We start from the raw sequence: 22,215 nt of genomic DNA on the forward strand, positions 1-22,215 counted from the left end.
CCCTAAATCAGGGAAGGAGGTAATGATTAATGGTTATGACAGATCCTATCGCAGATATGCTAACTCGTATTCGTAATGCAAATACTGTTCGTCATGAAAAGCTGGAGCTTCCTGCTTCTAAGTTAAAAAAGGATGTTGCTGATATCCTTAAACGTGAAGGCTTTATTCGTGATTACGAATTCGTAGAAGATGATAAACAAGGTGTTCTACGCATCTTTTTGAAATACGGTAAAAACGACGAGCGTGTTATCACTGGTATTAAACGTATCAGTAAACCTGGTCTTCGTGTTTACGCGAAATCTGACGAGATCCCACGTGTCCTAAACGGACTTGGAATCGCAGTTGTTTCAACTTCTAAAGGCGTATTGTCTGATAAAGAAGCACGTGAGCAAGCTGTAGGCGGCGAAGTGCTAGCATACGTTTGGTAATTATCCACAATAAGTAAGGAGGTGCACATATGTCCCGCGTAGGTAAAAAGATTCTTGAAATCCCTGCAGGAGTTGAAATCACTAACGATAACAACACTGTGACTGTTAAAGGTCCTAAAGGGGAACTAACTCGTACATTCAACCAAGATATGGTGATCAAAATCGAAGAGAACGTTCTTACTGTTGAACGCCCATCTGAAAGTAAGGAACACCGTACTCTTCACGGAACTACTCGTGCCATTATTGGTAACATGGTAGAAGGCGTACACACTGGTTTCGAGAAAGCTCTTGAAATCATCGGTGTAGGTTACCGTGCCACTAAACAAGGTGAGAAAGTCGTAATTAACGCTGGTTACTCTCACCCAGTTGAAGTTGAAAATCGTGATGGTATTGATGTCGAAGTACCTTCCAACACTCGTGTAGTAGTTAAAGGTATCGATAAGGAAGCAGTTGGCGCAGTTGCAGCTAACATCCGTGCAATCCGTCCTCCAGAGCCTTACAAAGGTAAAGGAATCCGTTACGAAGGCGAATTCGTACGTCGTAAAGAAGGTAAAACAGCGAAATAAGGTTTTCTTGGAACCAGAAAGGAGTGACCTGAATGATTACAAAAGCTGCAAAAAACGAATTGCGTAAGAGAAGACACAACCGTGTCCGTAAGAGCATTTCAGGAACATCTGAGCGTCCGCGTTTGAACGTTTATCGTTCTAACAAACACATCTACGCACAGCTAATCGATGATACAACTGGCAAAACACTTGCTAACGCTTCTACTAAGGATGCAAGCCTTAACCTAGAATCTACTAGCAATGTGGAAGCTGCTCAGAAAGTCGGAGAAGCTGTTGCTAACCGTGCGAAAGAAGCTGGCGTAACAACAATCGTATTTGACCGTGGAGGATATCTATACCACGGACGTGTAAAAGCATTGGCTGAAGCAGCTCGTGAAGCTGGACTTCAATTCTAATCGTAAAAGGAGGGACATATTTTGCGTACAACAATTGACCCGAACAAACTTGATCTTGAAGAACGCGTAGTAACGGTTAACCGTGTTGCGAAAGTAGTAAAAGGTGGTCGTCGTTTCCGTTTCGCTGCTCTTGTAGTAGTAGGCGATAAAAACGGCCATGTAGGATTCGGTACTGGTAAAGCACAAGAAGTGCCAGAAGCGATTCGTAAAGCTGTCGAAGACGCGAAGAAAAATCTAATCACTATACCTATCGTCGGTACAACTATTCCACATGAAATCATCGGTGAATTCGGCGCTGGAAACATCTTAATGAAGCCAGCAGCAGAAGGTACTGGAGTTATCGCCGGTGGACCTGTACGTGCAGTGCTTGAGCTTGGTGGTATTGGAGATATCCTTTCTAAATCACTTGGTTCTAACACACCAATCAACATGGTTCGTGCTACACTTAACGGCCTTAGCAGATTGAAACGTGCAGAAGAAGTTGCGAAACTTCGTGGAAAGTCTGTAGAAGAACTGTTAGGATAAGGAGGGAAAGCACATGGCTAACAAATTAGAAATCACCCTCAACCGCAGTACGATCGGAAGACTTGAGAAACAGCGCAAAACTGTTGCTGCTCTAGGTCTTAAGAAAATCCGTCAATCAGTTGTCTTGGATGACAACCCAACTGTGCGCGGTATGATTAACGTAGTTTCTCATCTAGTAACAGTTAAAGAAGTATAATGATCCAAATGTAAAAGAGGAGGTGCCATTATGAAACTTCATGAATTGAAGTCAGCAGAAGGAACACGTAAGACTCGCAATCGTGTAGGTCGCGGTATGTCTTCAGGTAACGGTAAAACATCCGGCCGCGGACATAAAGGACAAAAAGCACGTTCTGGCGGCGGTGTACGTCTAGGTTTCGAAGGTGGACAAATGCCACTATTCCAACGTCTTCCTAAACGTGGATTCACAAACATCCACCGTACTGAGTACTCAATTGTTAACCTTGAGTCCCTTAACCGTTTCGAAGAGGGAACTGAAGTAACTCCAGAGCTTCTACTTGAAAGCGGAGTTGTTAGCAAATTGAGAGCCGGTATCAAAGTTCTAGGTAACGGGAATCTTGAAAAGAAACTTACTGTTAAAGCTCACAAGTTCTCAGCTTCTGCTAAAGAAGCGATTGAGGCAGCGGGCGGTCAAACAGAGGTGATCTAATGTTTCGTACAATCTCCAATTTTATGCGTGTAAAAGATATACGAAATAAAATTATCTTCACATTGCTAATGTTGATCGTATTCAGGATTGGTACGTTTATTCCGGTTCCTTTCACAGATCGTTCGGCGATTGACTTTATGAACCAGCAGAACGTATTCGGCTTCCTGAATACATTTGGCGGCGGTGCATTGCAGAACTTCTCTATCCTTGCGATGGGTATTATGCCATACATCACTGCCTCGATCATCATGCAGCTTCTGCAAATGGATGTTATACCAACATTCAGTGAGTGGAAAAAGCAAGGTGAGATGGGACGTCGTAAATTAGCACAAGTGACACGTTATGCCACTATCGTGCTAGCGTTAATACAGGCAGTCGGTATGTCCATCGGATTCAATCAGTTATCCGGCGGCATGCTTATATCTGAACCAAGTTTCTACAAATTCGCTGTCATTACACTCGTGTTGACCGCGGGAACAGCATTTTTGATGTGGTTAGGAGAACAGATCACAGCTCATGGTGTTGGTAATGGTATTTCTATTATCATCTTCGCCGGTATCGCTGCAGCTATCCCGAATGGTGTGAACCAGCTATGGGAGCAGTACTTCAGCAATCCAGGTGATGATTTATTCCTGAATGTCGTGATCGTTGCAATTATCGCTATTGTGATCATTGCCGTAATTGTTGGTGTAATTTATATTACCCAAGCACTTCGTAAAATTCCGATCCAGTACTCTAAGCGTACAACTAGTCGATCTCAAGTAGGCGGACAATCCACTCACTTGCCGATTAAAGTTAACGCTGCGGGTGTAATCCCTGTAATTTTCGCCGTTTCCTTTATCTATGCGCCGCGTACTATCGCGAGCTTTTTTGAAGGTAACGTGGCAACTACGATCGAGAACGTATTCGATTATACGCAACCAATTGGGATGGTAATCTATGTAGTCCTAATTCTTGCATTTAGTTACTTCTATACATTTGTTCAGGTTAATCCGGAACAAATGGCAGAGAACTTAAACAAGCAAGGTGGCTACATCCCGGGTATTCGCCCAGGTAAAAGCACAGAAACGTACCTCACCAGTGTGATGTATCGTTTAACCTTCGTTGGGTCTCTCTTCTTGGCTGCTGTAGCTGTATTACCTATTATTCTAGGTTCTATTGCCAACTTGCCGACTTCTGTCCAAATCGGAGGAACGAGCCTGCTGATCGTGGTAGGGGTAGCGTTGCAGACGATGAAGCAGTTAGAAAGCCAGTTAGTGAAGCGTCATTATAAAGGCTTCATGAAATAGAGAACAGTCTACAAACAGACGAGAGCGAGGGGAATTTCGTTGAATTTAATTCTTATGGGTCTGCCGGGTGCTGGTAAAGGCACACAGGCAGAAAAGATTGTAGATAAATATAGCATCCCTCATATCTCTACAGGAGATATGTTCCGAGCAGCAATCAAAGAAGGAACAGAACTTGGCCGTGAAGCGAAAGCTTATATGGATCAAGGGAAACTAGTTCCGGATGAAGTAACCATTGGTATAGTCCGTGACCGTTTAGGGCAGGATGACACCAATAACGGATTTTTACTTGACGGTTTTCCTCGTACGCTTGCTCAGGCAGAAGCGCTTGACGCATTGCTGGACGAATTGAATGCTAATGTAGATTACGTCTTACATGTAGAGGTTCCGCAAGAGAAGTTGGTGGAGCGTCTATCTGGCAGATGGGTTTGTCCGACATGCGGTACTACGTATCATACCGTCTACAACCCTCCAAAAGAGGAAGGCGTCTGTGACAAGGATGGTACTGCGCTGATCCAGCGAGACGACGATAAGCCGGAAACGGTGAAAAAACGTTTGGAAGTCAATATCGATCAGCAAAAGCCGATATTAGATTTCTACAACGACAAGGGCTATCTTGTAACAGTGAACGGTGACCAAGCAATCGATCAGGTCTTCCACGACATCGATCAGCGCTTGAATAATCTTCGCTGATACAGGTGTGCAAACTATACTCTCTTAAAACGGATGGAATTGATCTTTAGCTTCTAATAGCGTAAGGATGCATTCTGTCCCTTGATAGAGTATAATAGACCTCGTGGTAGAGTTGAAACGATTTACATTTGTGAGTCGTTCAAACTTCCATCATCGGAACCGTGCCTTACTGATATCCTGACGCTAATTGACAAGGCTGAATATGAACAATCATGAAACAAATTGTGATCCAGTTTGTGGACTTTATATAGATTCCCTAACATGCAGCTTTCCTAACCTGGACATCTGGGCAGGAAGGTGGTAGAATATGCTCCTTGTTTGCAGCATATAATGCTAACTTATGTACAGCTTCGAAACGAGCTAAACTGAAGGTGATCATGTTTGAGCGAAACGAATACAGTTCCACAAATCGGGCAGGTTGTTCGTATCGTACATGGGCGAGAAGCAGGCCAGCTTGCGATTGTCATTCGAAAAATTGACAGTCGTTTTGTGTTGCTTGCTGACGGTGATAAACGCAGATTTGATTCTCCTAAGCGCAAAGCTTTGCGTCATGTAGAACTGCTGCCATATATATCTCCGGAAGTCCGGATCAGTCTTCTAGAAGCTGGTCGCGTAACCAATGGTAAACTGCGATTTGCGATATCTACTTATGTCAATCATACCGTGAAGAGATTTGAAGAAGGGAGATAGACCGATGGCGAAAGATGATGCAATTGAAGTAGAAGGAACTGTCACTGATACATTGCCAAATGCGCAATTTAAGGTGGAGTTAGAGAATGGCCACACCGTTTTAGCACATGTTTCCGGTAAAATTCGTATGCACTTTATTCGAATTCTTCCAGGAGATAAAGTAACGGTAGAGCTTTCCCCTTATGACTTAACTAAAGGACGTATTACGTACCGTTATAAATAAATTGACTAGCTCCGATACTAAAGGAGGAATAGATGATGAAGGTAAGACCATCTGTAAAGCCTATATGCGAAAAATGTAAAGTTATTCGTCGTAAAGGCAAAGTAATGGTAATCTGTGAAAATCCTAAGCATAAGCAAAAACAAGGATAATACAAGGAGGTGCACGTAGCTAATGGCACGTATAGCAGGTATTGATATTCCACGCGACAAACGCGTTGTTATTTCCCTAACATATGTTTACGGTATTGGAAAAAACACATCGCAACAAGTATTGAAAGAAGCTGGTGTTTCTGAAGATACACGCGTTCGCGATCTTACAGAAGACGAACTAGCTAGAATCCGTCAAGCAATTGAAGCTTACACAACTGAAGGTGATCTTCGCCGTGAGGTTTCTCTTAACATCAAACGTTTGATCGAGATCGGTTCTTATCGTGGTCTTCGCCACCGTCGCGGTTTGCCGGTTCGTGGTCAGAAAACGAAGAACAACTCTCGTACTCGTAAAGGCCCACGCCGAACAATCGCTAACAAGAAAAAATAAGTAAGGAGGTAACAAACTATGGCACGTAGACAACAAACTCGTAAACGTCGTGTGAAAAAGCATATCGAAACTGGTATTGCTCACATCCGTTCTACTTTCAACAACACAATCGTTACGATTACTGATGTTCAAGGTAACGTAATCAGCTGGAGCAGCTCAGGTTCCCTTGGTTTCAAAGGTTCCCGTAAATCTACTCCATTCGCTGCACAAATGGCTGCTGAAGCTGCTGCTAAAGTTTCTGTCGAAAACGGCATGAAAACTCTAGAAGTAACAGTTAAAGGCCCTGGTGCTGGCCGTGAAGCTGCGATCCGTTCTCTTCAAGCTGCAGGTCTTGAAGTAACAGCGATCCGTGACGTCACTCCAGTTCCGCATAACGGCTGCCGTCCGCCAAAACGTCGTCGCGTATAAGTTTTTCCTGCTTGCTGTATAGAATTTGTATCCTTGTCTATAATGGGTTATGATAGCTTAAAAGCGATCAGGTCATACAGTAAGAGACGTATCGCCAAGATGCAGAAACGGGAACCAATATGGGGAATTTCGGTTAGAAGTAATTCTAACCGGGGTTTCGACGTTTTAAAGGAGGGCTTTAGAAATGATCGAAATTGAAAAACCAAAGATTGAAACGGTTGAGATCAGCGATGATGCTACATTTGGAAAGTTCGTTGTAGAACCGCTTGAGCGTGGATATGGTACTACACTAGGAAACTCCTTGCGTCGTATCCTATTATCCTCACTTCCTGGCGCTGCTGTAACATCCATTCAAATTGACGGTGTGCTTCATGAATTCTCTACCATTGAAGGTGTAGTAGAAGACGTGACAACTGTTATTTTGAACTTGAAAAAACTGGCTCTGAAAATTTACTCTGATGAAGAGAAAACTTTAGAGATCGATGTACAAGGTGAAGGAAAAGTAACAGCTGCTGACATTACTTTTGATAGTGATGTAGAAGTACTGAATCCGGATCTTCACATTGCAACATTGGGTAAAAATGCGCACTTGCACATGAAGCTTACGGCAGAACGCGGCCGCGGCTATCGCCCAGCTGATCAGAACAAACATGACGATCAGCCAATCGGTGTTATTCCGATTGATTCGATCTTCACGCCAGTTTCGAAAGTAACGTATCAAGTGGAGAACACGCGTGTTGGCCAATTGGCTAATTTCGACAAGTTGACGTTGGATGTCAATACTGACGGAAGTATTCGACCAGAAGAGGCAGTGTCTCTTGGAGCGAAGATTTATACGGAGCACTTGAATATCTTCGTAGGTCTTACTGATGAAGCACAAAATGCTGAAATCATGGTTGAAAAAGAAGAAGATCAAAAAGAGAAAGTTCTTGAGATGACAATCGAAGAGCTGGACTTGTCTGTCCGTTCTTATAACTGTCTGAAACGTGCTGGTATTAACACAGTACAAGAACTTGCTAATAAATCTGAAGAAGATATGATGAAAGTGCGTAACCTAGGACGTAAATCATTAGAAGAAGTGAAAAAGAAACTAATCGATTTAGGACTTGGTCTTCGCAAAGAAGACTAATCCCGCCTAGCGAAGCATTTTGACACCAGGAAAGGGAGGGATAACCTATGGCTAGAAAGTTAGGACGTACTACTGATGCTCGTATGGCGCTTTTGCGCAACCTTGCAACTGATCTTATCGTACACGAAAGATTGGAAACAACGGAGGCGAAAGCGAAGGAGCTTCGTTCTGTAGTAGAAAAAATGATCACTCTTGGCAAACGTGGAGACCTTCACGCTCGTCGTCAAGCTGCTTCTTTCTTGTACGGTACAAAAGCGGATGAGAACCAAGATGCAGTACAAAAACTATTCAGCGATATCGCCGGACGTTACGAAGAGCGTCAAGGTGGTTACACACGCGTGTTGAAACTTGGACAGCGTCGTGGTGACGGTGCCGCAATGGCAATCATTGAACTAGTATAAGTAAGCTACAAGGGCAGGAAAATCTCTACCACGAGGTGTATTCCGGCCCTTTTTCTTTTCTTAAAAGCAAGCACCTATATGGGGCTTGCTTTTCTTTTTTGTCTAATTTATTTATACTAGCAATAGAAATGACAGGAACGGACATACACGTTTGCAGTATTTCCCCGGAAATAGTCGGGTAATGACGAAGGAGCACGACAAGTATGCATGCGATTGAATTTAGGAATGTTTCTTTTCGCTACGAAGAAGACCAGCCTTACGTATTACGTAATGTGAGTTTTCAAGTAGAGACTGGTGAATGGCTGGCTATTATCGGGCATAATGGTTCCGGTAAATCAACGATTGCCAAGCTGATGAATGGCTTACTGTTCCCTAGTGAAGGAGAAATCTTCATTAACGATATCCCTTTAACAGAGGAGAATATATGGGAGATACGCAGCCAAGTTGGAATGGTGTTTCAAAACCCAGATAATCAGTTTGTTGGTACAACTGTCCGTGATGACGTAGCATTTGGGCTAGAGAATCGCGGTGTGCCGCGTACAGAAATGATGGAGCGTATCACGTCATCTTTAGAGCAAGTGCGTATGCATGACTACCTTTTGCATGAACCATACCGGCTGTCTGGCGGGCAAAAGCAGCGAGTGGCAATAGCGGGTGTGCTGGCTATATCTCCCCGAGTCATCATCTTGGATGAAGCGACAGCAATGCTAGATCCTTTAGGCAGGAAAGAAATCCTGGATACGGTGCATCGTGTGCAAGCAGAGCAGCAAATCGGCCTCATAACAATCACACATGATCTAAATGAAGTCATGCTAGCAGAAAGAGTCTTAGTCATGAATGATGGGGAAGTATGGATGACGACAGTACCAAGAGAATTAGTAAAGAAACAAACTGCATTGCAGCAGATTGGGCTAGACGTGCCGTTCGTCTCCCAGCTTGCGCATGCTTTACAGAGGTTAGGTGTACCGCTAACGGAAGAGCCGATTGATCACGAGGAGTTGTTAGATGCATTATGGACATTACATTCGAGCAAGTAGACTATACGTATCAAGCGAATTCTCCGTTCGAGCATAAAGCACTGGATAGCATGTCGTTCCATCTTCCTTCCGGCAGCTTCACCGCTATTGTAGGTCATACTGGCAGCGGGAAATCTACCCTTATTCAGCACTTGAATGGCCTAATCCGACCGACTCAAGGTAAAGTTCGTATTGGTAATGACATTTTAGAACCGAAAAAGAAGCCAAAGCATGCAAAAGCGCTCCGTGAAAAAGTTGGTATTGTCTTTCAGTATCCGGAGCATCAGTTATTTGAAGAGACAGTAGAGAAGGATATTGCTTTTGGTCCGCGCAACTTCGGTGTGCCAGAACACGAGATTCAAAAACGAGTAGCAGAAAGTGCGCAGGCAGTCGGTCTGGATGCAGAGCTGTTAAAACGTTCGCCGTTTGAATTGAGCGGCGGACAGATGCGAAGAGTAGCGATTGCAGGTATTCTGGCTGTACGTCCTCGTGTATTGGTCTTGGATGAACCAACAGCGGGTCTGGATCCGCGCGGACAAAAGGAAATCATGGATATGTTTTATCGTATTCATAAGGAACAGCAGCTGACGACGATACTAGTGACACACAGTATGGAAGATGCGCTTACGTATGCTGACCATGTGCTTGTATTAGATAAGGGCAAGAAATACATGGAGGGCACGCCAATCGAGGTATTCTCTCAACGTGAGGCACTTCAGCAGGTGCAGCTGGACGTACCGGAGCTGTTTCAATTTCTGTTAAAGGCCTCAGACCAGTTTGGAAAACCACTTGCTTATCAAGGGCAGGATGTTGAGAGGCTGGCAGAACAGCTGGCAGCTTTGGTGGGTGATCTGAATGAATAATCTATTAATCGTAGGTCAGTATGTGCCGACTAATTCTTTCGTTCACCGAATGGATCCGCGCGTAAAAATGCTGATTATATTTTTTTACGTTATTTTTATTTTCTTTGCCAATAATGTAATTAGTTACGGTTTATTCACATTGTTTGCATTGGGAAGTACAATACTGACGAAGGTGCCGTGGCGTTTTATTGCCAAAGGGTTGACGCCAGTATGGTTCCTGATTGTGTTCACATTTATTCTGCACTTGTTTGTGACTAGAGAAGGGTCTGTCTTGTTCCATGTCTTCGGTTTGCCGATCTACAGCGGTGCGCTAGAGCAAGGTGCAGTTATCTCGTTGCGATTCTTTTTGCTTATCTTGTTAACGTCTTTACTGACATTAACGACAACACCAATTGAGATAACAGATGCCGTTGAATCGTTACTCGGACCGCTGCGTCGATTCAAATTCCCTGTACATGAATTAGCGTTAATGATGTCTATTTCCCTGCGCTTTATCCCGACTTTGCTGCAGGAAACGGAGAAGATATCCAATGCCCAAGCGTCCAGGGGTGTAGATTTCCGTACAGGACCGTTCCGAGAGCGTGTACGGGCGGTTATCCCTTTACTTGTGCCTTTGTTTGTCAGTGCGTTTAAACGGGCGGAGGAGCTCGCTATGGCAATGGAGGCAAGAGGTTATCGCGGCGGAGAAGGCCGGACCAAGCTTCGGGAACTGCGGGTGGTGAAACGAGATGTTGCAGCGATTGTCTGCTTCATTGTCATTGCAGCGGCAGCACTGATAATGAGAGATTATAGTTAGGAGAAAGAGAAATGACACAACGCATGAAGGCGATTGTCAGCTATGAAGGTACGAAGTTTTCCGGTTTTCAAGTGCAGGATCAGTATCGCACTATCCAAGGGGAAATCGAGAAAGCACTTACCAAGATTCATAAAGGACAGCAGATCAGAATCCAGGCATCAGGCCGTACAGATGCAGGCGTGCATGCAAAAGGACAGGTTATCCACTTTGATACAGAGCTCCGTTTAGGAGACTATAATTGGCGTAAGGCGCTGAATACGCTGCTGCCTGATGATATTCGTATTGTGGATATAACAGGGGCAGAGGAAGGCTTCCATGCGCGCTACAACGCGAAGCGGAAGCAATACAAGTATTTCATTCATAATGCCCCAGAACAAGATGTGTTTAAGCGTCACTATGTGCATCATGTACCGTATAATCTCGATTTCGATAGGATACAGCAAGCAATTCAAGTAATAGAGGGAACACATGATTTTACTGCCTTTTGTTCTGCTCGTGCGGAGGTAAAAGGTGAAAAGATCCGAACCATCTATGAAGCAGCCTGTGAGAAGCAAGATGATATGATCGTTTTGACCTTTACCGGAAACGGTTTTCTTTACAATATGGTGCGGATTCTTGCGGGCACATTAATTGCTATTGGAAACGGCCGTAAGGAGCCTGAGGACATGGCTAGCATACTAGCTTCAAAAGACCGTCAGCTCGCAAGTAAAACAGCGGCTGCAAGCGGCCTTTTTCTCTGGAAGGTAGAATACTGAAAACTTTTTTGTAAAACAACGCATTCGGGCGTTACATGAACTTGACATAGGGGACTATGATGATATACTATGGTTTATGGCATTTTATTTCTATACCACGATTAGCCCCGGAAGACTAATTGTGTAGAATAATAAATGAACGATTTAAATCGAAAATTGGAGGAACTGACATGCGTACAACATTCATGGCGAACGAAAGCAATATCGAACGCAAATGGCTTGTTGTGGATGCAGAAGGCCAAACTCTTGGTCGTCTTGCAAGTGAAGTTGCTGCTATCCTTCGCGGTAAGCACAAACCAACTTACACTCCACATGCCGACACTGGTGACAATGTAATCATCATCAACGCTGAAAAAATTCAACTTACTGGTAACAAACTTGCTGACAAGATTTATTACCGTCACTCTAACCACCCAGGTGGTTTGAAACAGCGTACTGCTGATGAAATGCGTACAAAATACCCTGAGCAAATGCTTGAGCTTGCTGTTAAAGGCATGCTTCCTAAGGGTCCACTTGCACGTAAAATGATTAAAAAGCTTCACGTATACCGTGGCGCTGAGCACAAACACCAAGCACAACAACCAGAAGCTTACACGCTTCGCGGTTAATAAAAAGGAGGTAAACGATAGTGGCACAAGTACAATACTACGGCACCGGTCGCCGTAAAAGCTCTACTGCCCGCGTACGTCTAGTACCAGGCACAGGTCAAGTAACAGTAAACAACCGTAGTGCGGAAGATTACTTCCCATACGAAACGCTTCGTACAATCATCAACCAACCACTAGTTGCAACAGAAACTGCTGGTAACTACGACGTTCTAATCAACGTTAGTGGTGGTGGATTCACAGGACAAGCAGGTGCTATCCGTCACGGTGTATCTCGTGCGCTTCTACAAGCGGACCCAGAATACCGCGGAACACTTAAAGCAGCTGGCTTCCTTACTCGTGACGCACGTATGAAAGAACGTAAAAAATACGGTCTTAAAGGTGCACGTCGCGCTCCACAGTTCTCAAAACGTTAATCAATTCCTTATTGCATCAACGTTTATACGAGATCTTTGGTTCAAGTTGGTTCAGATTATCAACATGATAAAGCACTCAATAGATTTAAAGCATCAGCATCTTGCTGGTGCTTTTTTTCTGGCATAAATTCCAGGTAGTAGTCATGGTGTGAATATTAATATGTTCTAGTCGCTTTGAGACATAGGCAATATCTATATCTTATACAGATAGAGATGAAGCAAGAGTATGTGTAAGTCATCAATTATGTTGCTGTTATACACCGAAGTAAGAAGTAAGGCTTCATAATTAAGTGGTAATCAAACATTCCACTAGATTTAAATGCAAGAGATAAAGAAAAAAGGGTCTGTTCTTTCAATTATGAAGGAGCAGACCCTTTTTTCTTAATTTCGCTTGAATGGACCTTGAGGTGCTAGAGGACTATTTCTTTATTACGAACAGCATAAGAGCGGGAGACTATCAGCAAAAGTAAGATACTAAAGGTTTCTGGTGATGCGATTACATTCAAAGATTAAGTCACATTAGTTTTGGCACCAACGAACATGTGTCTTTGCTGCTTTTATTAATAACCCGGAATGCATCTCATTGACATCTATCTAAAAAATCATAAGATAACCTATAAAGTGACAAAAAATTGACCGTTGCAATGGCCATTTTTCAAAGGAAGCGTTTACATAAAATGCGTTACTATAAATACAGGGGAGGCAAAACTGATGAGTTCAAAAGATAATCGCGAACAAGATCTGTTATTGTTCCTATCAAAGAAGCAGGATTATGTTACTTCGAATGAGCTGGTAGATGAACTGGATGTATCACAGAAAACAGTCTACCGCTTGATAAAGAAAATCAACGATGAGTCCATGGGCAGTCCCTTAATTTTATCAGAAAGAGGGAGGGGTTATCGATTAGATTATGAAAACTTCATTAACTACCAAAAAAGTAACAAGTTTCACGAGAAACAATTTTCGCCAGATGAGAGACGCAAACGTATTATGGAAGAACTGCTGCTGTCATCCCCTAAGCCAATAAGTATTTACCACTTGTTTAGTGACTACTATGTAGGAGAATCTGTCATTTTTAATGATGAACAAATAATGAGCAAAGAACTGAAAAAGTACAACTTAGTATTAGAACGGAAAGATCGGAAGCTGGTCATACTTGGAGAAGAAACTGAAATCAGAAAGGCGATCAAGCATGTTAATGAGATATTTAACACGATTGATCTTGATGATTTGAAACGAAATCAAGAACTTAATTTCAATAAATACGATGTGTTGTTTATATTAGGGCAGTTAAGGGACATGGAGAAGGTTTTAGACAGTACGATTCCTTATCCGTATAACGTAAACATTTTCTCTCACTTATATATACTGCTGAGCCGCTTAAGAAAAGTGCCTGCTTTATTCTTTATTGATAAGGTTGCTGATGAAGAAATAGAAAATATGAAAAGAGACACAATTTTGTATACGGTTGCAAAAGGTGTTGTGCACAATACACAAACGTATCTAAACAGCTCTCTGCCGGATATTGAGATCTACTTTCTCTATCAGTATTTAGTTTCATCGAGAATGCAGGGCTCTGGTGGAAAGACCTCTACCTTTTCACCAGAGGTTATTCAAGTGACTGATGCGTATATTGAAGGTATGCGTGGCTACTTGGGGATCGATATAGAAAGCGGATCTATTTTCACTGATTTAGCCAACCATATTAAACCGATGCTGAATAGATTGGAATATAAGATTCGTACGAAGAACAGTTTGTTAAATCAAATTAAAGCCAACTATGGGGATGTATTTTCAGGAGTTGCCAAGGTCTCTCAATTTGTAAGTGAGAAATTCGATCTGCCGGCTATCAATGATGATGAAAATGGTTTTATTACACTTTATTTTGCAAAAGTCATTGTAACAGGTCAGTATCAGCGCCCGATAAAAACATTGATTATGTGCACGACAGGTATTGGTACGTCAGAGCTTCTAAAAGCTAAGGTATCAAGAAAATTTCCTGAGCTGGAAATCGTGGATGTAGTAGCTTCGCGAAATATGCAGATGGTAAATGAAAAGTACGCAGATGCTGAATTGATTCTAAGTACGGTCCACTTAAAAGACAATGTACCAATGCACCAATTACTGGTGAGTGCAATGTTTACGATGGATGATCAAAAGCGGCTGCAGAGAAAGATAGAGGAAATTTATCATGCAGGATGACTCTTTCTATCAGATTTATTTTAACGCTGCGTTAAGTACCAAGAATGAGGTATTTGCCTTCCTTTCAAACGTTGCTTGGTTAGACGATCCTTTGCAAAAAGAAGCTATTGTGAAGCAATTAATACAAAGAGAAGGACAAGGGAGCATGTTGATTGCAGAACATGTTGTGCTGCCGCATATCGAGAGCAATAAGGTGGAGAAAAGCCAAATCATCCTTATCCGTTTATTACATTCAATAGAATTCTGGGATTCGGAGACAAAAGATATACGGCTAATAATTGGAGTTTTACTGAAAGAAAACGAAGATGTACAAATAAAGCAAAAAATAGCTTCATTCATGCGAACGTTAGCGGATGAAGAATATGTAGACCAGTTGCTGACGATTGAGAAAGAAGCCGACTTTTATAAACAAATCAAAAGATAACAGGAGGAATAATTATGAAAATCGTTGGAGTAGCAGCATGTACAGTAGGTATTGCTCACACATATATTGCGCAGGAGAAATTAGAGAACGCAGGCAAGAAAGCAGGCTATGAGATTTCTGTGGAAACACAAGGAACAATCGGAACGGAAAATGAATTGACGCAGGAACAAATAGCGGAAGCGGACATCGTGATTATAGCTGCAGACGTAAAAATTGCAGGAAGAGAACGTTTTGAAGGAAAGCGTGTCATTGAAGTTCCAACAGACGTAGCTGTTAAATCACCAAATAAATTAATAGCTAAGGCAGCAGAAGTTATCGCACAGCCGAAATAACCTTCTTAAGAGATGGGAGAGAGAAAGCATGGAAGTAAAAGATATTGTAGATTTAAACACAATCAGAACCAATATGAAAGCTAAGAGTAAGGAAGAAGCATTAAGAGAATTAGCAGATGTCCTCTTGCAAAATGAGTATATCACGGATGTGGAAGTGTTTCTGAAGGATATTTATGAAAGAGAAGCAATGGGTCAGACAGGAATCGGTAATTTTATTGCAATTCCTCATGGTAATAGTGAATCTGTTGAAAAGATAGGCGTAGCTATTGGAGTCACGCAGGACGAGATTCCTTGGGAGACGCTCGATGACAACGGAGTGAAGGGAATCATTCTTTTCGCTGTCGGAAAAGAAAATGACGGTGCGCAGACACACCTGAAGTTATTATCACTGTTTGCAAGAAAATTAGGAAATGATGAAGTTATTAAAAACTTGCTGCAGTCAAAAGACGCTGCGGGCGTTAAAGAAGCACTCTGCAGCTAAAAGGTGAGGGACTTTTATGTCCTTCGTCAGCAGCAGGAAATCGGGTTACCCTTACAGATCCATTCAAATGTAATTATGCATGATACATCTAGCACCAGAGACATTTGTCATCCTGACCTTCTCTGCCAAGCCTTCTAACGTCATAGGGTTGAGGTGCTGAATATATTGGAGGGTAGAAAATGAGTAAACTAAAAAATTTAAATCTAAAAGGCCATTTATTGACCGCGATATCGTATTTGATTCCAGTAGTTTGCGGAGCGGGTTTTTTAATAGCACTTGGAATGGCAATGGGCGGTACGAACCAAACAGACTTGGTTCAAGGTGAATTCAACATTTGGGATGCGCTGGCTACGATGGGTGCAGCCGGTTTAGGCTTATTACCAGTCGTTATCTCAACAGGTATTTCCTATTCCATTGCAGGTAAACCAGGTATAGCGCCAGGGTTCATTATTGGTTTGACTGCCAATGCAATTGGTGCTGGTTTTATTGGTGGTATTCTAGGTGGTTACTTAGCAGGTTATCTAGCAGTCGCAATCTTAAAGTATCTTAAAATTCCTAAGTGGGCGAAGGGATTAATGCCAACCTTAATTATTCCATTTTTAACCTCCATTATTGGCGGTTTGATCATGGTTTATATAATTGGTATTCCGATAGCAGGTTTAACGTCCTTACTAACAAATGCTCTAAATAATCTGGGATCTTCCTCGCTGCTTGTGTTTGGCGGAATTATAGGAGTTCTGAGTGGAGTTGACTTTGGAGGGCCAATCAACAAAACTGTGTTTGCCTTTGTATTGACGATGCAGGCAGAGGGAGTTAATGGTCCAATTACTGCATTGCAGCTAGTAAATACAGCAACACCAATCGGGTTTGGCTTAGCTTACTTTGTAGCGAAATTATTTGGAAAAAGAATTTATACAAAAGTAGAAACGGAAACGTTAAAATCAGCGGTACCAATGGGTTTTATTAATATCGTGGAAGGCGTCATTCCGATTGTTATGAATGATATCGTTCGGTGTGTGGTCGCAACAGCTATTGGTGGAGCGGCCGGCGGTGCAGTATCGATGGTGCTGGGAGCAGATGCAACGGTACCTTTCGGAGGGGTACTGATGTTACCGACTATGTCGCAGCCATGGACAGGGGCTGTCGCAATCTTGGTCAATGTTGTTGTAACAGCAGTAGCCTTGGCCGTGATTAAAAAGAATGTGGCGGCAGAGGAAGCAGATATTGAGACTGAATTGGAAGAAGATGATATTGATTTAGCTGATATTAAGATTACTTAATACAAACAATTATTCTGGTTGTAATCTTGAAAGCGTTTAATATTCTGGAAAAAGGTATAAATATGAGGAGGATAATGAAGAAATGAAAAAAGTCGAGTTTTCACCGTCATTGATGACAATGGACTTAGATAAGTTTAAAGAACAAATCACTTTTCTAAATGATCATGCAGGTTCCTATCATATTGATATTATGGACGGCCACTATGTACCGAATATAACGTTATCGCCGTGGTTTATTTCCGAAGTACGTAAAATAAGCAATCTGCCCATGTCTGTTCATCTAATGGTTACAGATCCCAGCTACTGGGTGCAGCAATTAGTGGATATGGAGTGCGAATGGATCTGCATGCATGCAGAGGTACTGGACGGGTTGGCTTTTCGGCTGATTGACCAAATACATGATGCTGGCCTAAAAGCGGGAGTTGTATTAAATCCTGAAACACCAATTGAGACAATCTTCCCTTATATTGAGTTGGTAGATAAAATAACAATCATGACAGTTGATCCAGGTTTTGCCGGTCAGCGATTCATCGAAAGCACACTTGATAAAATTGTGGCATTAAGAGAACTGCGGTCAGACAAAGGTTATCAGTATGTCATTGAAATGGATGGGTCGTCTAACCGGAAATCATTTAAGAAAATTGATGCTGCCGGTCCTGACATTTATATTGTCGGACGCAGTGGTTTATTTGGATTAGATGATGATATAGCAAAATCATGGGATATTATGAAGAAAGACTATGAGGAAATGACTGGGAAAGCAATACCTGTAAGCTAAATCTAGAATACGTATGAAATACTCTCAAAAGGATTAGACTGACCTAGCGATGTTAGACATAAATAAAACGCCCTTATAAGGCTGCCATGCTACCATATTCTTTGGTACGTGGTAGCCTAATTTTTATTGTTTACACTCTCCATTACAATACTTCATGTAACATTCAATACGACCACTGACTTTTTTTCTGATATAGAGCTTGAGTTTAGGACTGATTTTTCAGCCTACTGTTTTCTCTCTTAGCACTCGGGAGCAAAAAACTGTGCAAAGTCCTAGCTCCTTGTATCGATAGAGAATATCTCTTCCGTTCATAAAGATACGATTAACCTGAAGTAGCATATTAAAGTCTTCCAGCTTCATGACTTGAACCGTTTGATAGACATGGTGGGGAAAGTGTTCATCCATTAGCGCACGCAGTTGCATCTCATTTACGTGCCCTTGTTCATAAACGGACTGATTTATAATTACTGTCTCAATAAAATCGATATCAGTGAAACTTACACCTTGTAAGTGAAGCCATTCAGATGGTGTCATAACAGTTTCCTTCCTATACCAGTCTTCAGTACCACTACTTCTCTTCCTTATTAACGGCAGCTACCCAATAAGCCTTTCCGCCGCCCGGAGCAGAAGCCTGTACCGATCCGCTAAAATAGATCTTCACTTCCTGACCTGGAGATAAATCTTTTTTCATTCTATCGGGGAGATACGAAGGTAAGTCAAATAGAATTCCTTGGTACTCATATTGCTCTGTTAATTCCTCCTCAGATTTGTTGTTTATATCTGCTGAGGAGCCTTGTACTACCCAAATAGAATGCCCGCCGGTTTCCTCATTATGCTGTACTTCTGCTATAACGCCTGTGTGGGTTGGGATAATTGTGAATGCTATAAATGCAGCAAAGAGTAATAGTCCCAGGGAAGTTGTAAGTATGATAAAAACACGCATTGTTTTTTTGTTCATCTATCTCACCCTTCATCGTATTAACATTCGCCATAGCAAAAGATGTTCCTTCCCAGAGCACATTGCCGAAGCATCAACTATGGTGTACGAACTTATTACTGTAAAACTTATTTGATATATGAATTGTACGATACTTATATAAAGCCAATGTAAATGGCAGAATGATTCTCCCATAATTCTTAACTTCTGCTACATGGTAATCTTTACGCTGGTCTTTTAAATTGATAGTATGAAGAAATTTACGATGATTATGTTAGCTGCAGGTGTATTGTTATTGGCTGGTTGTGCTTTAGTTGGCACAGAAGCGGCTGATGAAACGAATGATGATTTGCTAGTAATCGCCCACCGCGGGGCTTCTGCGGTGGAGCCCGAGCATACATTCCTGGCTTATGATCAGGCTTTGGATGATGGTGCAGATTATATTGAAATTGATTTACGCAAAACAGCGGATGGTGAGCTGATTGCGATGCATGATGATACGGTTGATCGGACGACAGATGGTGAAGGTTTGGTTGAGAATATGACATTAAAGGAATTAAAGGAGTTAGATGCAGGGGAAGGGCAGTCGGTGCCATCCTTAAAAGAGATTTTAGAAAGATACGGAGATAGCGTAAACTATTATATTGAAACACGTGAGAGTGACGACGGGGAACTAATTATGGAGGAGGACTTGCTGCAATTGCTGGAGCAGCATCGCATTCCGCAGAACCAAGTCATTTTGCAGTCATTCAGTCAAGCTAGCATCAATGCGCTGCACGATTTAGATCCAGCAATCACGTTAGTTCAACTGCTGAAGAAAGATAAAGTAGAGCGGTTGGATACAGATAAATTACAAGACTTACAGCAGAAAGCTGTCGGTGTTGGAATTTATGCGGGAATTCTGGACGAATCTCTAGTTGATCTTATTCAAGTGAATGGGCTGGAAGTACACGCCTATTACAGGGGTGATGAAAGAGAATGGACAGAGAATATGCTTCGCTATGGCGTGGATGGTATTTTCTCAGATGATCCAGCGTATTTAACCAACATAACGGAGAAACCGGAGTAAATCATAACTAGTGATTTATTCCTTTTTTTATATCTGAAGGTTTAGCATCGATCTGGGGTGATATAGAAATAAGATAATTGCAGCATGGAAGGAGTCGTTAGGCATGAAGGTAGTAGGAATTGTAGGAGGCATATTTGGTATTATTGCTTCCCTGCTAGCTATGCTCTTAACGCTGATTGAAAGTACGTATACAGTCGGCAATTTCGGATTACTCGGAATTGCAGCAGGTGTACTGGGAATTATCGCGGCACTTCTACTTGATAAGAAGCCAATTATCGGTGGTGTGATTTTAATTGCAGCAACTGCCATCGGTATTTATGCCGTATTAGTATATTTCCTCTTACCTGGTGCGTTAATGGTAATCGCAGCAATTGTAAGAATGAGCCAAAGAGACCAAAGCTACTAAATAAGGCATGCCGCAGTAGCGGTATGTCTTATTTAGCGGAAGTGCCGTAGTTGTAGTTGATAGTGCTGCTCTATGGCGGGGCCAAGTCGAAAACAGAACTTTTCTAACTCCTTGTGCAAGTAGTCAGCAGGGAAGACATTGTACAAGTCAGCCTCTGGCCAAATCACATGCAATTGAGCCTGATCCTGAAAATGATTAACAGCTAAGAAAGGTTCCTCTTCATCAAGCTCCAGCGTATGATAAAGAAAATCCCCACGTTTAGCAAACGGTTGGGCCAACCATTTTTCCAATTGAAGATAAAACGCTAATAAAGCACAATATTCTTCATAGAAGTAAACAGCGTCATTAATCTTAATCTCCAGTAGACCCTCCACAAGCAAGAAATGATTGTATAAATCTCTCTCATGAACTGGCAGTTCGTTAAAATCAGAGTTGAACGCGAAGTCAATGTGCAGCTTCATACTATTCTCCTCACTACAAAATGGATAAACTGAATGTACCATATTAATCCAATTAGGGGGTGATTTAGTTGAAGCGGTATATCATCATGACAGTCGGTAAAACACATAGCGGCAAAACAACATTCGCAAAGGAGCTAGAAGAAAAGCTAGAACATGCTGTCCTAATTGATCAAGATAACCATGCAAGTTTTTTGCATGATTATTATAAAAAGCTAGTCCCAAAGACAGCCAAGAAAGAGTTAAAGCATGCGATTACGCAAACTGTAGTGAACTATGCTATAGAAAGGTCAAATGCACACTTAATCATTAGCAATGCTAATTTGCGTGTTTCTTCACGAACTGGACTGCTGCAGTTTTATAAGGACAACGGATTTACCAGTATCATTGTGTACTTTGATTTGCCAGATTGTCTTCTTCGTGAGCGGATAAGGAAAGGAAATCGAAGTACAACTATCCTCAGGAATGCAGTTAGCTTTGAACAAGTCCTGGATAATCAGGCAGAGGACTTGAAAAGTGGTTTGAGTAGTATACCTTTGGAGGATGAATCAGAGCACTTCTTTATTATACAAGACCAAGGGGACAAGCAATTGGTGCTAGATAGATTAACAGCTTTAATCACTACCTAACACAAAACCAAAAGGAAGAAGAGGGACCAGCTGCATCCCTCTTCATCTATATTAATATCCGTAATATTGGTTATTATAGTACGGATTGTATGGAGGATAGTAAGGCGTAGGCTGGTTATAATAATTCGGATACAGCAAGCTGCTGCCAAGCAGGCCGCCTACAACACCGCCTAGGAATGGTCCGCCGTATCCATAGCCATAGCCAAAACCTGGGCGGCCGTAGCCAAACCCTGGACGACCATAACCGAAACCTGGGCGGCCGAAGCCAAAGCCGGGGCGTCGACGGTATTCATCTGTATGAACAGGATAAGAATAAGACACTTGCTGATTTGTTTGGTAAGGTACTAATAATTGATTTTGTTCTTGCATGAAAAACACCTTCCTTTCTGTGCCAGTGTATGACGGGCAGGAGCGGAAGGCGCAAGACAGCAGCCTAATTAATAAGTGATTTTTATTGAAATGTATCGCGGAGAATAGCCAAGACTGGAATACATAATGCAAGTATCGGAACAAAAGCCCATAGCCAGGTGTGACTGGATTGTTTGTTTTCTTCTTTGAGTTTTTCCACTTCCAATTCCAGCAGGCGAATGCGTTGTTCCAAATCTTCCTTCATTTTATTCTTCCTCCTCCAGCTTGTCTTCTGAGTACTCAATAAAAGAGCCTCCGCTAACATTGTAGTAAACAAGAGGCATTTTCATGCTTATGCAATAACTGAGGTGGTAAGTGCTGTAGAACCGGTTCCGTTTGCCGCACCTTCGAGAGACCTCTTATAAGAAGTGTATGAAATGTAAAGGGCAATTGTCGCTCCGATCATAGATAA

Annotated in this window: 35 protein-coding genes and 1 pseudogene; 30 read left to right on the forward strand and 6 right to left on the reverse strand. The window is 42.2% G+C overall.

What is annotated here, in order from left to right; genetic code table 11:
* Window positions 1-29 precede the first annotated feature (29 nt).
* The 21 genes from rpsH (at window position 30) to rpsI (ending at window position 12,399) form a co-directional block, all read left to right on the forward strand.
* Window positions 30-428, forward strand: a complete 399-nt coding sequence (gene rpsH, locus KS242_RS00960; RefSeq protein WP_097043552.1) for a 30S ribosomal protein S8 — start codon at window positions 30-32, stop codon at window positions 426-428.
* Window positions 429-457: 29 nt separating this feature from the next.
* Window positions 458-994 carry a 50S ribosomal protein L6 gene (rplF, locus tag KS242_RS00965; protein WP_217322620.1) on the forward strand — a complete coding sequence of 179 codons (537 nt, stop codon included), beginning with the start codon at window positions 458-460 and terminating at the stop codon, window positions 992-994.
* A 32-nt stretch (window positions 995-1,026) separates the two neighbouring features.
* Window positions 1,027-1,389: a 50S ribosomal protein L18 gene (gene rplR, locus KS242_RS00970; protein WP_217322621.1), complete on the forward strand. Its 363-nt coding sequence runs from the start codon at window positions 1,027-1,029 to the stop codon at window positions 1,387-1,389.
* Between the two features lie 21 nt (window positions 1,390-1,410).
* Window positions 1,411-1,914, forward strand: coding sequence for a 30S ribosomal protein S5 (gene rpsE / locus KS242_RS00975; RefSeq protein WP_097043555.1), 504 nt, complete (start codon window positions 1,411-1,413; stop codon window positions 1,912-1,914).
* 13 nt (window positions 1,915-1,927) lie between these two features.
* A complete protein-coding gene (rpmD, locus tag KS242_RS00980; protein ID WP_217322622.1) occupies window positions 1,928-2,110 on the forward strand; it encodes a 50S ribosomal protein L30 in 183 nt (60 codons plus the stop codon).
* A 30-nt stretch (window positions 2,111-2,140) separates the two neighbouring features.
* Window positions 2,141-2,581 carry a 50S ribosomal protein L15 gene (rplO, locus tag KS242_RS00985; RefSeq protein ID WP_077304151.1) on the forward strand — a complete coding sequence of 147 codons (441 nt, stop codon included), beginning with the start codon at window positions 2,141-2,143 and terminating at the stop codon, window positions 2,579-2,581.
* Window positions 2,581-3,870, forward strand: coding sequence for a preprotein translocase subunit SecY (gene secY, locus KS242_RS00990; protein ID WP_217322623.1), 1,290 nt, complete (start codon window positions 2,581-2,583; stop codon window positions 3,868-3,870). Before rplO ends, secY begins: the two co-directional genes overlap by 1 nt.
* Window positions 3,871-3,909: 39 nt before the next feature.
* Window positions 3,910-4,560 carry an adenylate kinase gene (locus tag KS242_RS00995; protein WP_217322624.1) on the forward strand — a complete coding sequence of 217 codons (651 nt, stop codon included), beginning with the start codon at window positions 3,910-3,912 and terminating at the stop codon, window positions 4,558-4,560.
* Window positions 4,561-4,941: 381 nt separating this feature from the next.
* Window positions 4,942-5,250 (forward strand): KOW domain-containing RNA-binding protein, encoded by a 309-nt coding sequence (locus KS242_RS01000; RefSeq protein WP_217322625.1) that lies wholly within the window; start codon window positions 4,942-4,944, stop codon window positions 5,248-5,250.
* A gap of 4 nt (window positions 5,251-5,254) precedes the next feature.
* Window positions 5,255-5,473, forward strand: a complete 219-nt coding sequence (gene infA, locus KS242_RS01005; RefSeq protein ID WP_038565240.1) for a translation initiation factor IF-1 — start codon at window positions 5,255-5,257, stop codon at window positions 5,471-5,473.
* A 35-nt stretch (window positions 5,474-5,508) separates the two neighbouring features.
* Window positions 5,509-5,622: a 50S ribosomal protein L36 gene (rpmJ, locus tag KS242_RS01010; RefSeq protein ID WP_003156543.1), complete on the forward strand. Its 114-nt coding sequence runs from the start codon at window positions 5,509-5,511 to the stop codon at window positions 5,620-5,622.
* Between the two features lie 22 nt (window positions 5,623-5,644).
* The gene (rpsM, locus tag KS242_RS01015) at window positions 5,645-6,010 is read left to right on the forward strand and encodes a 30S ribosomal protein S13 (RefSeq protein WP_217322626.1); all 366 of its coding nucleotides are present in this window, start codon (window positions 5,645-5,647) and stop codon (window positions 6,008-6,010) included.
* Between the two features lie 18 nt (window positions 6,011-6,028).
* A complete protein-coding gene (rpsK, locus tag KS242_RS01020; protein WP_077304166.1) occupies window positions 6,029-6,418 on the forward strand; it encodes a 30S ribosomal protein S11 in 390 nt (129 codons plus the stop codon).
* A 184-nt stretch (window positions 6,419-6,602) separates the two neighbouring features.
* Window positions 6,603-7,547 carry a DNA-directed RNA polymerase subunit alpha gene (locus tag KS242_RS01025; RefSeq protein ID WP_097043560.1) on the forward strand — a complete coding sequence of 315 codons (945 nt, stop codon included), beginning with the start codon at window positions 6,603-6,605 and terminating at the stop codon, window positions 7,545-7,547.
* 47 nt (window positions 7,548-7,594) lie between these two features.
* Window positions 7,595-7,948 (forward strand): 50S ribosomal protein L17, encoded by a 354-nt coding sequence (gene rplQ / locus KS242_RS01030; RefSeq protein WP_077304172.1) that lies wholly within the window; start codon window positions 7,595-7,597, stop codon window positions 7,946-7,948.
* A 203-nt stretch (window positions 7,949-8,151) separates the two neighbouring features.
* A complete protein-coding gene (locus KS242_RS01035; RefSeq protein ID WP_217322627.1) occupies window positions 8,152-8,985 on the forward strand; it encodes an energy-coupling factor ABC transporter ATP-binding protein in 834 nt (277 codons plus the stop codon).
* Complete coding sequence (locus KS242_RS01040) at window positions 8,961-9,827, forward strand: energy-coupling factor ABC transporter ATP-binding protein (protein ID WP_217322628.1); 867 nt, start codon at window positions 8,961-8,963, stop codon at window positions 9,825-9,827. Before KS242_RS01035 ends, KS242_RS01040 begins: the two co-directional genes overlap by 25 nt.
* On the forward strand, window positions 9,820-10,623 hold the full coding sequence (locus tag KS242_RS01045) for an energy-coupling factor transporter transmembrane component T family protein (RefSeq protein ID WP_217322629.1): 804 nt from the start codon (window positions 9,820-9,822) through the stop codon (window positions 10,621-10,623). Before KS242_RS01040 ends, KS242_RS01045 begins: the two co-directional genes overlap by 8 nt.
* An 11-nt stretch (window positions 10,624-10,634) precedes the next feature.
* Window positions 10,635-11,378, forward strand: a complete 744-nt coding sequence (truA, locus tag KS242_RS01050) for a tRNA pseudouridine(38-40) synthase TruA (protein ID WP_217322630.1) — start codon at window positions 10,635-10,637, stop codon at window positions 11,376-11,378.
* Window positions 11,379-11,548: 170 nt separating this feature from the next.
* On the forward strand, window positions 11,549-11,986 hold the full coding sequence (gene rplM / locus KS242_RS01055; protein WP_077304187.1) for a 50S ribosomal protein L13: 438 nt from the start codon (window positions 11,549-11,551) through the stop codon (window positions 11,984-11,986).
* A 20-nt stretch (window positions 11,987-12,006) separates the two neighbouring features.
* Entirely contained in the window at window positions 12,007-12,399 is a 393-nt protein-coding gene (gene rpsI, locus KS242_RS01060; RefSeq protein ID WP_077304190.1) for a 30S ribosomal protein S9, read from the forward strand.
* A 59-nt stretch (window positions 12,400-12,458) separates the two neighbouring features.
* Here the strand turns inward: rpsI and KS242_RS18270 are convergent.
* Window positions 12,459-12,598, reverse strand: a pseudogene (locus KS242_RS18270) (site-specific integrase); the annotation flags it as partial.
* Window positions 12,599-13,110: 512 nt separating this feature from the next.
* Here KS242_RS18270 and KS242_RS01065 point away from each other — a divergent pair.
* The 6 genes from KS242_RS01065 (at window position 13,111) to alsE (ending at window position 17,896) form a co-directional block, all read left to right on the forward strand.
* The gene (locus tag KS242_RS01065; RefSeq protein WP_217322631.1) at window positions 13,111-14,601 is read left to right on the forward strand and encodes a BglG family transcription antiterminator; all 1,491 of its coding nucleotides are present in this window, start codon (window positions 13,111-13,113) and stop codon (window positions 14,599-14,601) included.
* Entirely contained in the window at window positions 14,591-15,025 is a 435-nt protein-coding gene (locus tag KS242_RS01070) for a PTS sugar transporter subunit IIA (RefSeq protein WP_217322632.1), read from the forward strand. Before KS242_RS01065 ends, KS242_RS01070 begins: the two co-directional genes overlap by 11 nt.
* 14 nt (window positions 15,026-15,039) lie before the next feature.
* Entirely contained in the window at window positions 15,040-15,357 is a 318-nt protein-coding gene (locus tag KS242_RS01075; RefSeq protein WP_217322633.1) for a PTS fructose transporter subunit IIB, read from the forward strand.
* A gap of 28 nt (window positions 15,358-15,385) precedes the next feature.
* Window positions 15,386-15,838, forward strand: a complete 453-nt coding sequence (locus tag KS242_RS01080) for a PTS sugar transporter subunit IIA (protein ID WP_217322634.1) — start codon at window positions 15,386-15,388, stop codon at window positions 15,836-15,838.
* A 179-nt stretch (window positions 15,839-16,017) separates the two neighbouring features.
* Entirely contained in the window at window positions 16,018-17,118 is a 1,101-nt protein-coding gene (locus tag KS242_RS01085) for a PTS fructose transporter subunit IIC (RefSeq protein ID WP_217322635.1), read from the forward strand.
* Between the two features lie 82 nt (window positions 17,119-17,200).
* Window positions 17,201-17,896 (forward strand): D-allulose 6-phosphate 3-epimerase, encoded by a 696-nt coding sequence (gene alsE, locus KS242_RS01090; protein ID WP_217322636.1) that lies wholly within the window; start codon window positions 17,201-17,203, stop codon window positions 17,894-17,896.
* Window positions 17,897-18,115: 219 nt separating this feature from the next.
* Here the strand turns inward: alsE and KS242_RS01095 are convergent, their stop codons facing one another.
* Complete coding sequence (locus KS242_RS01095; RefSeq protein ID WP_217322637.1) at window positions 18,116-18,430, reverse strand: hypothetical protein; 315 nt, start codon at window positions 18,428-18,430, stop codon at window positions 18,116-18,118.
* 34 nt (window positions 18,431-18,464) lie between these two features.
* Window positions 18,465-18,854, reverse strand: a complete 390-nt coding sequence (locus tag KS242_RS01100; RefSeq protein ID WP_217322638.1) for a DUF3221 domain-containing protein — start codon at window positions 18,852-18,854, stop codon at window positions 18,465-18,467.
* A 244-nt stretch (window positions 18,855-19,098) separates the two neighbouring features.
* Between KS242_RS01100 and KS242_RS01105 the strand changes: the two genes are divergently transcribed.
* Together KS242_RS01105 and KS242_RS01110 are read left to right on the forward strand one after the other, a co-directional pair.
* Window positions 19,099-19,902 (forward strand): glycerophosphodiester phosphodiesterase family protein, encoded by an 804-nt coding sequence (locus tag KS242_RS01105; protein ID WP_217322639.1) that lies wholly within the window; start codon window positions 19,099-19,101, stop codon window positions 19,900-19,902.
* A 103-nt stretch (window positions 19,903-20,005) separates the two neighbouring features.
* Window positions 20,006-20,308, forward strand: coding sequence for a hypothetical protein (locus tag KS242_RS01110; RefSeq protein ID WP_217322640.1), 303 nt, complete (start codon window positions 20,006-20,008; stop codon window positions 20,306-20,308).
* A 32-nt stretch (window positions 20,309-20,340) separates the two neighbouring features.
* On the opposite strand, the gene KS242_RS01115 is transcribed toward KS242_RS01110, so the two are convergent.
* Window positions 20,341-20,769, reverse strand: a complete 429-nt coding sequence (locus KS242_RS01115) for a DUF7878 domain-containing protein (protein WP_217322641.1) — start codon at window positions 20,767-20,769, stop codon at window positions 20,341-20,343.
* 68 nt (window positions 20,770-20,837) lie between these two features.
* Between KS242_RS01115 and KS242_RS01120 the strand changes: the two genes are divergently transcribed.
* Window positions 20,838-21,395, forward strand: coding sequence for an ATP-binding protein (locus tag KS242_RS01120; RefSeq protein WP_217322642.1), 558 nt, complete (start codon window positions 20,838-20,840; stop codon window positions 21,393-21,395).
* 51 nt (window positions 21,396-21,446) lie between these two features.
* Here KS242_RS01120 and KS242_RS01125 read toward each other — a convergent pair whose 3' ends face one another.
* Window positions 21,447-21,764, reverse strand: a complete 318-nt coding sequence (locus KS242_RS01125) for a hypothetical protein (protein WP_254391763.1) — start codon at window positions 21,762-21,764, stop codon at window positions 21,447-21,449.
* 82 nt (window positions 21,765-21,846) lie between these two features.
* On the reverse strand, window positions 21,847-22,008 hold the full coding sequence (locus KS242_RS01130; RefSeq protein ID WP_217322643.1) for a hypothetical protein: 162 nt from the start codon (window positions 22,006-22,008) through the stop codon (window positions 21,847-21,849).
* Window positions 22,009-22,215: the final 207 nt, after the last annotated feature.

Source organism: Terribacillus sp. DMT04 (assembly GCF_019056395.1).
GTDB classification, from domain to species: Bacteria; Bacillota; Bacilli; order Bacillales; family Amphibacillaceae; genus Terribacillus; species Terribacillus aidingensis_A.

Coding starts and splice junctions, on each gene's coding strand:
- KS242_RS01130 (WP_217322643.1), bottom strand. CDS start 22,008: ATGAAGGAAGATTTGGAACAACGCATTCGCCTGCTGGAATTGGAAGTG.
- secY (WP_217322623.1), top strand. CDS start 2,581: ATGTTTCGTACAATCTCCAATTTTATGCGTGTAAAAGATATACGAAAT.
- rpsH (WP_097043552.1), top strand. CDS start 30: ATGGTTATGACAGATCCTATCGCAGATATGCTAACTCGTATTCGTAAT.
- KS242_RS01040 (WP_217322628.1), top strand. CDS start 8,961: ATGGACATTACATTCGAGCAAGTAGACTATACGTATCAAGCGAATTCT.
- rplO (WP_077304151.1), top strand. CDS start 2,141: ATGAAACTTCATGAATTGAAGTCAGCAGAAGGAACACGTAAGACTCGC.
- KS242_RS01115 (WP_217322641.1), bottom strand. CDS start 20,769: ATGAAGCTGCACATTGACTTCGCGTTCAACTCTGATTTTAACGAACTG.
- rpmD (WP_217322622.1), top strand. CDS start 1,928: ATGGCTAACAAATTAGAAATCACCCTCAACCGCAGTACGATCGGAAGA.
- KS242_RS01100 (WP_217322638.1), bottom strand. CDS start 18,854: ATGAACAAAAAAACAATGCGTGTTTTTATCATACTTACAACTTCCCTG.
- alsE (WP_217322636.1), top strand. CDS start 17,201: ATGAAAAAAGTCGAGTTTTCACCGTCATTGATGACAATGGACTTAGAT.
- rplQ (WP_077304172.1), top strand. CDS start 7,595: ATGGCTAGAAAGTTAGGACGTACTACTGATGCTCGTATGGCGCTTTTG.
- infA (WP_038565240.1), top strand. CDS start 5,255: ATGGCGAAAGATGATGCAATTGAAGTAGAAGGAACTGTCACTGATACA.
- KS242_RS01080 (WP_217322634.1), top strand. CDS start 15,386: ATGGAAGTAAAAGATATTGTAGATTTAAACACAATCAGAACCAATATG.
- KS242_RS01125 (WP_254391763.1), bottom strand. CDS start 21,764: ATGCAAGAACAAAATCAATTATTAGTACCTTACCAAACAAATCAGCAA.
- rpmJ (WP_003156543.1), top strand. CDS start 5,509: ATGAAGGTAAGACCATCTGTAAAGCCTATATGCGAAAAATGTAAAGTT.
- KS242_RS01105 (WP_217322639.1), top strand. CDS start 19,099: ATGATTATGTTAGCTGCAGGTGTATTGTTATTGGCTGGTTGTGCTTTA.
- rpsM (WP_217322626.1), top strand. CDS start 5,645: ATGGCACGTATAGCAGGTATTGATATTCCACGCGACAAACGCGTTGTT.
- KS242_RS01065 (WP_217322631.1), top strand. CDS start 13,111: ATGAGTTCAAAAGATAATCGCGAACAAGATCTGTTATTGTTCCTATCA.
- KS242_RS01045 (WP_217322629.1), top strand. CDS start 9,820: ATGAATAATCTATTAATCGTAGGTCAGTATGTGCCGACTAATTCTTTC.
- KS242_RS01035 (WP_217322627.1), top strand. CDS start 8,152: ATGCATGCGATTGAATTTAGGAATGTTTCTTTTCGCTACGAAGAAGAC.
- rplM (WP_077304187.1), top strand. CDS start 11,549: ATGCGTACAACATTCATGGCGAACGAAAGCAATATCGAACGCAAATGG.
- rplR (WP_217322621.1), top strand. CDS start 1,027: ATGATTACAAAAGCTGCAAAAAACGAATTGCGTAAGAGAAGACACAAC.
- KS242_RS01095 (WP_217322637.1), bottom strand. CDS start 18,430: ATGACACCATCTGAATGGCTTCACTTACAAGGTGTAAGTTTCACTGAT.
- KS242_RS01085 (WP_217322635.1), top strand. CDS start 16,018: ATGAGTAAACTAAAAAATTTAAATCTAAAAGGCCATTTATTGACCGCG.
- KS242_RS01025 (WP_097043560.1), top strand. CDS start 6,603: ATGATCGAAATTGAAAAACCAAAGATTGAAACGGTTGAGATCAGCGAT.
- KS242_RS01070 (WP_217322632.1), top strand. CDS start 14,591: ATGCAGGATGACTCTTTCTATCAGATTTATTTTAACGCTGCGTTAAGT.
- KS242_RS01110 (WP_217322640.1), top strand. CDS start 20,006: ATGAAGGTAGTAGGAATTGTAGGAGGCATATTTGGTATTATTGCTTCC.
- KS242_RS01075 (WP_217322633.1), top strand. CDS start 15,040: ATGAAAATCGTTGGAGTAGCAGCATGTACAGTAGGTATTGCTCACACA.
- rpsK (WP_077304166.1), top strand. CDS start 6,029: ATGGCACGTAGACAACAAACTCGTAAACGTCGTGTGAAAAAGCATATC.
- rplF (WP_217322620.1), top strand. CDS start 458: ATGTCCCGCGTAGGTAAAAAGATTCTTGAAATCCCTGCAGGAGTTGAA.
- truA (WP_217322630.1), top strand. CDS start 10,635: ATGACACAACGCATGAAGGCGATTGTCAGCTATGAAGGTACGAAGTTT.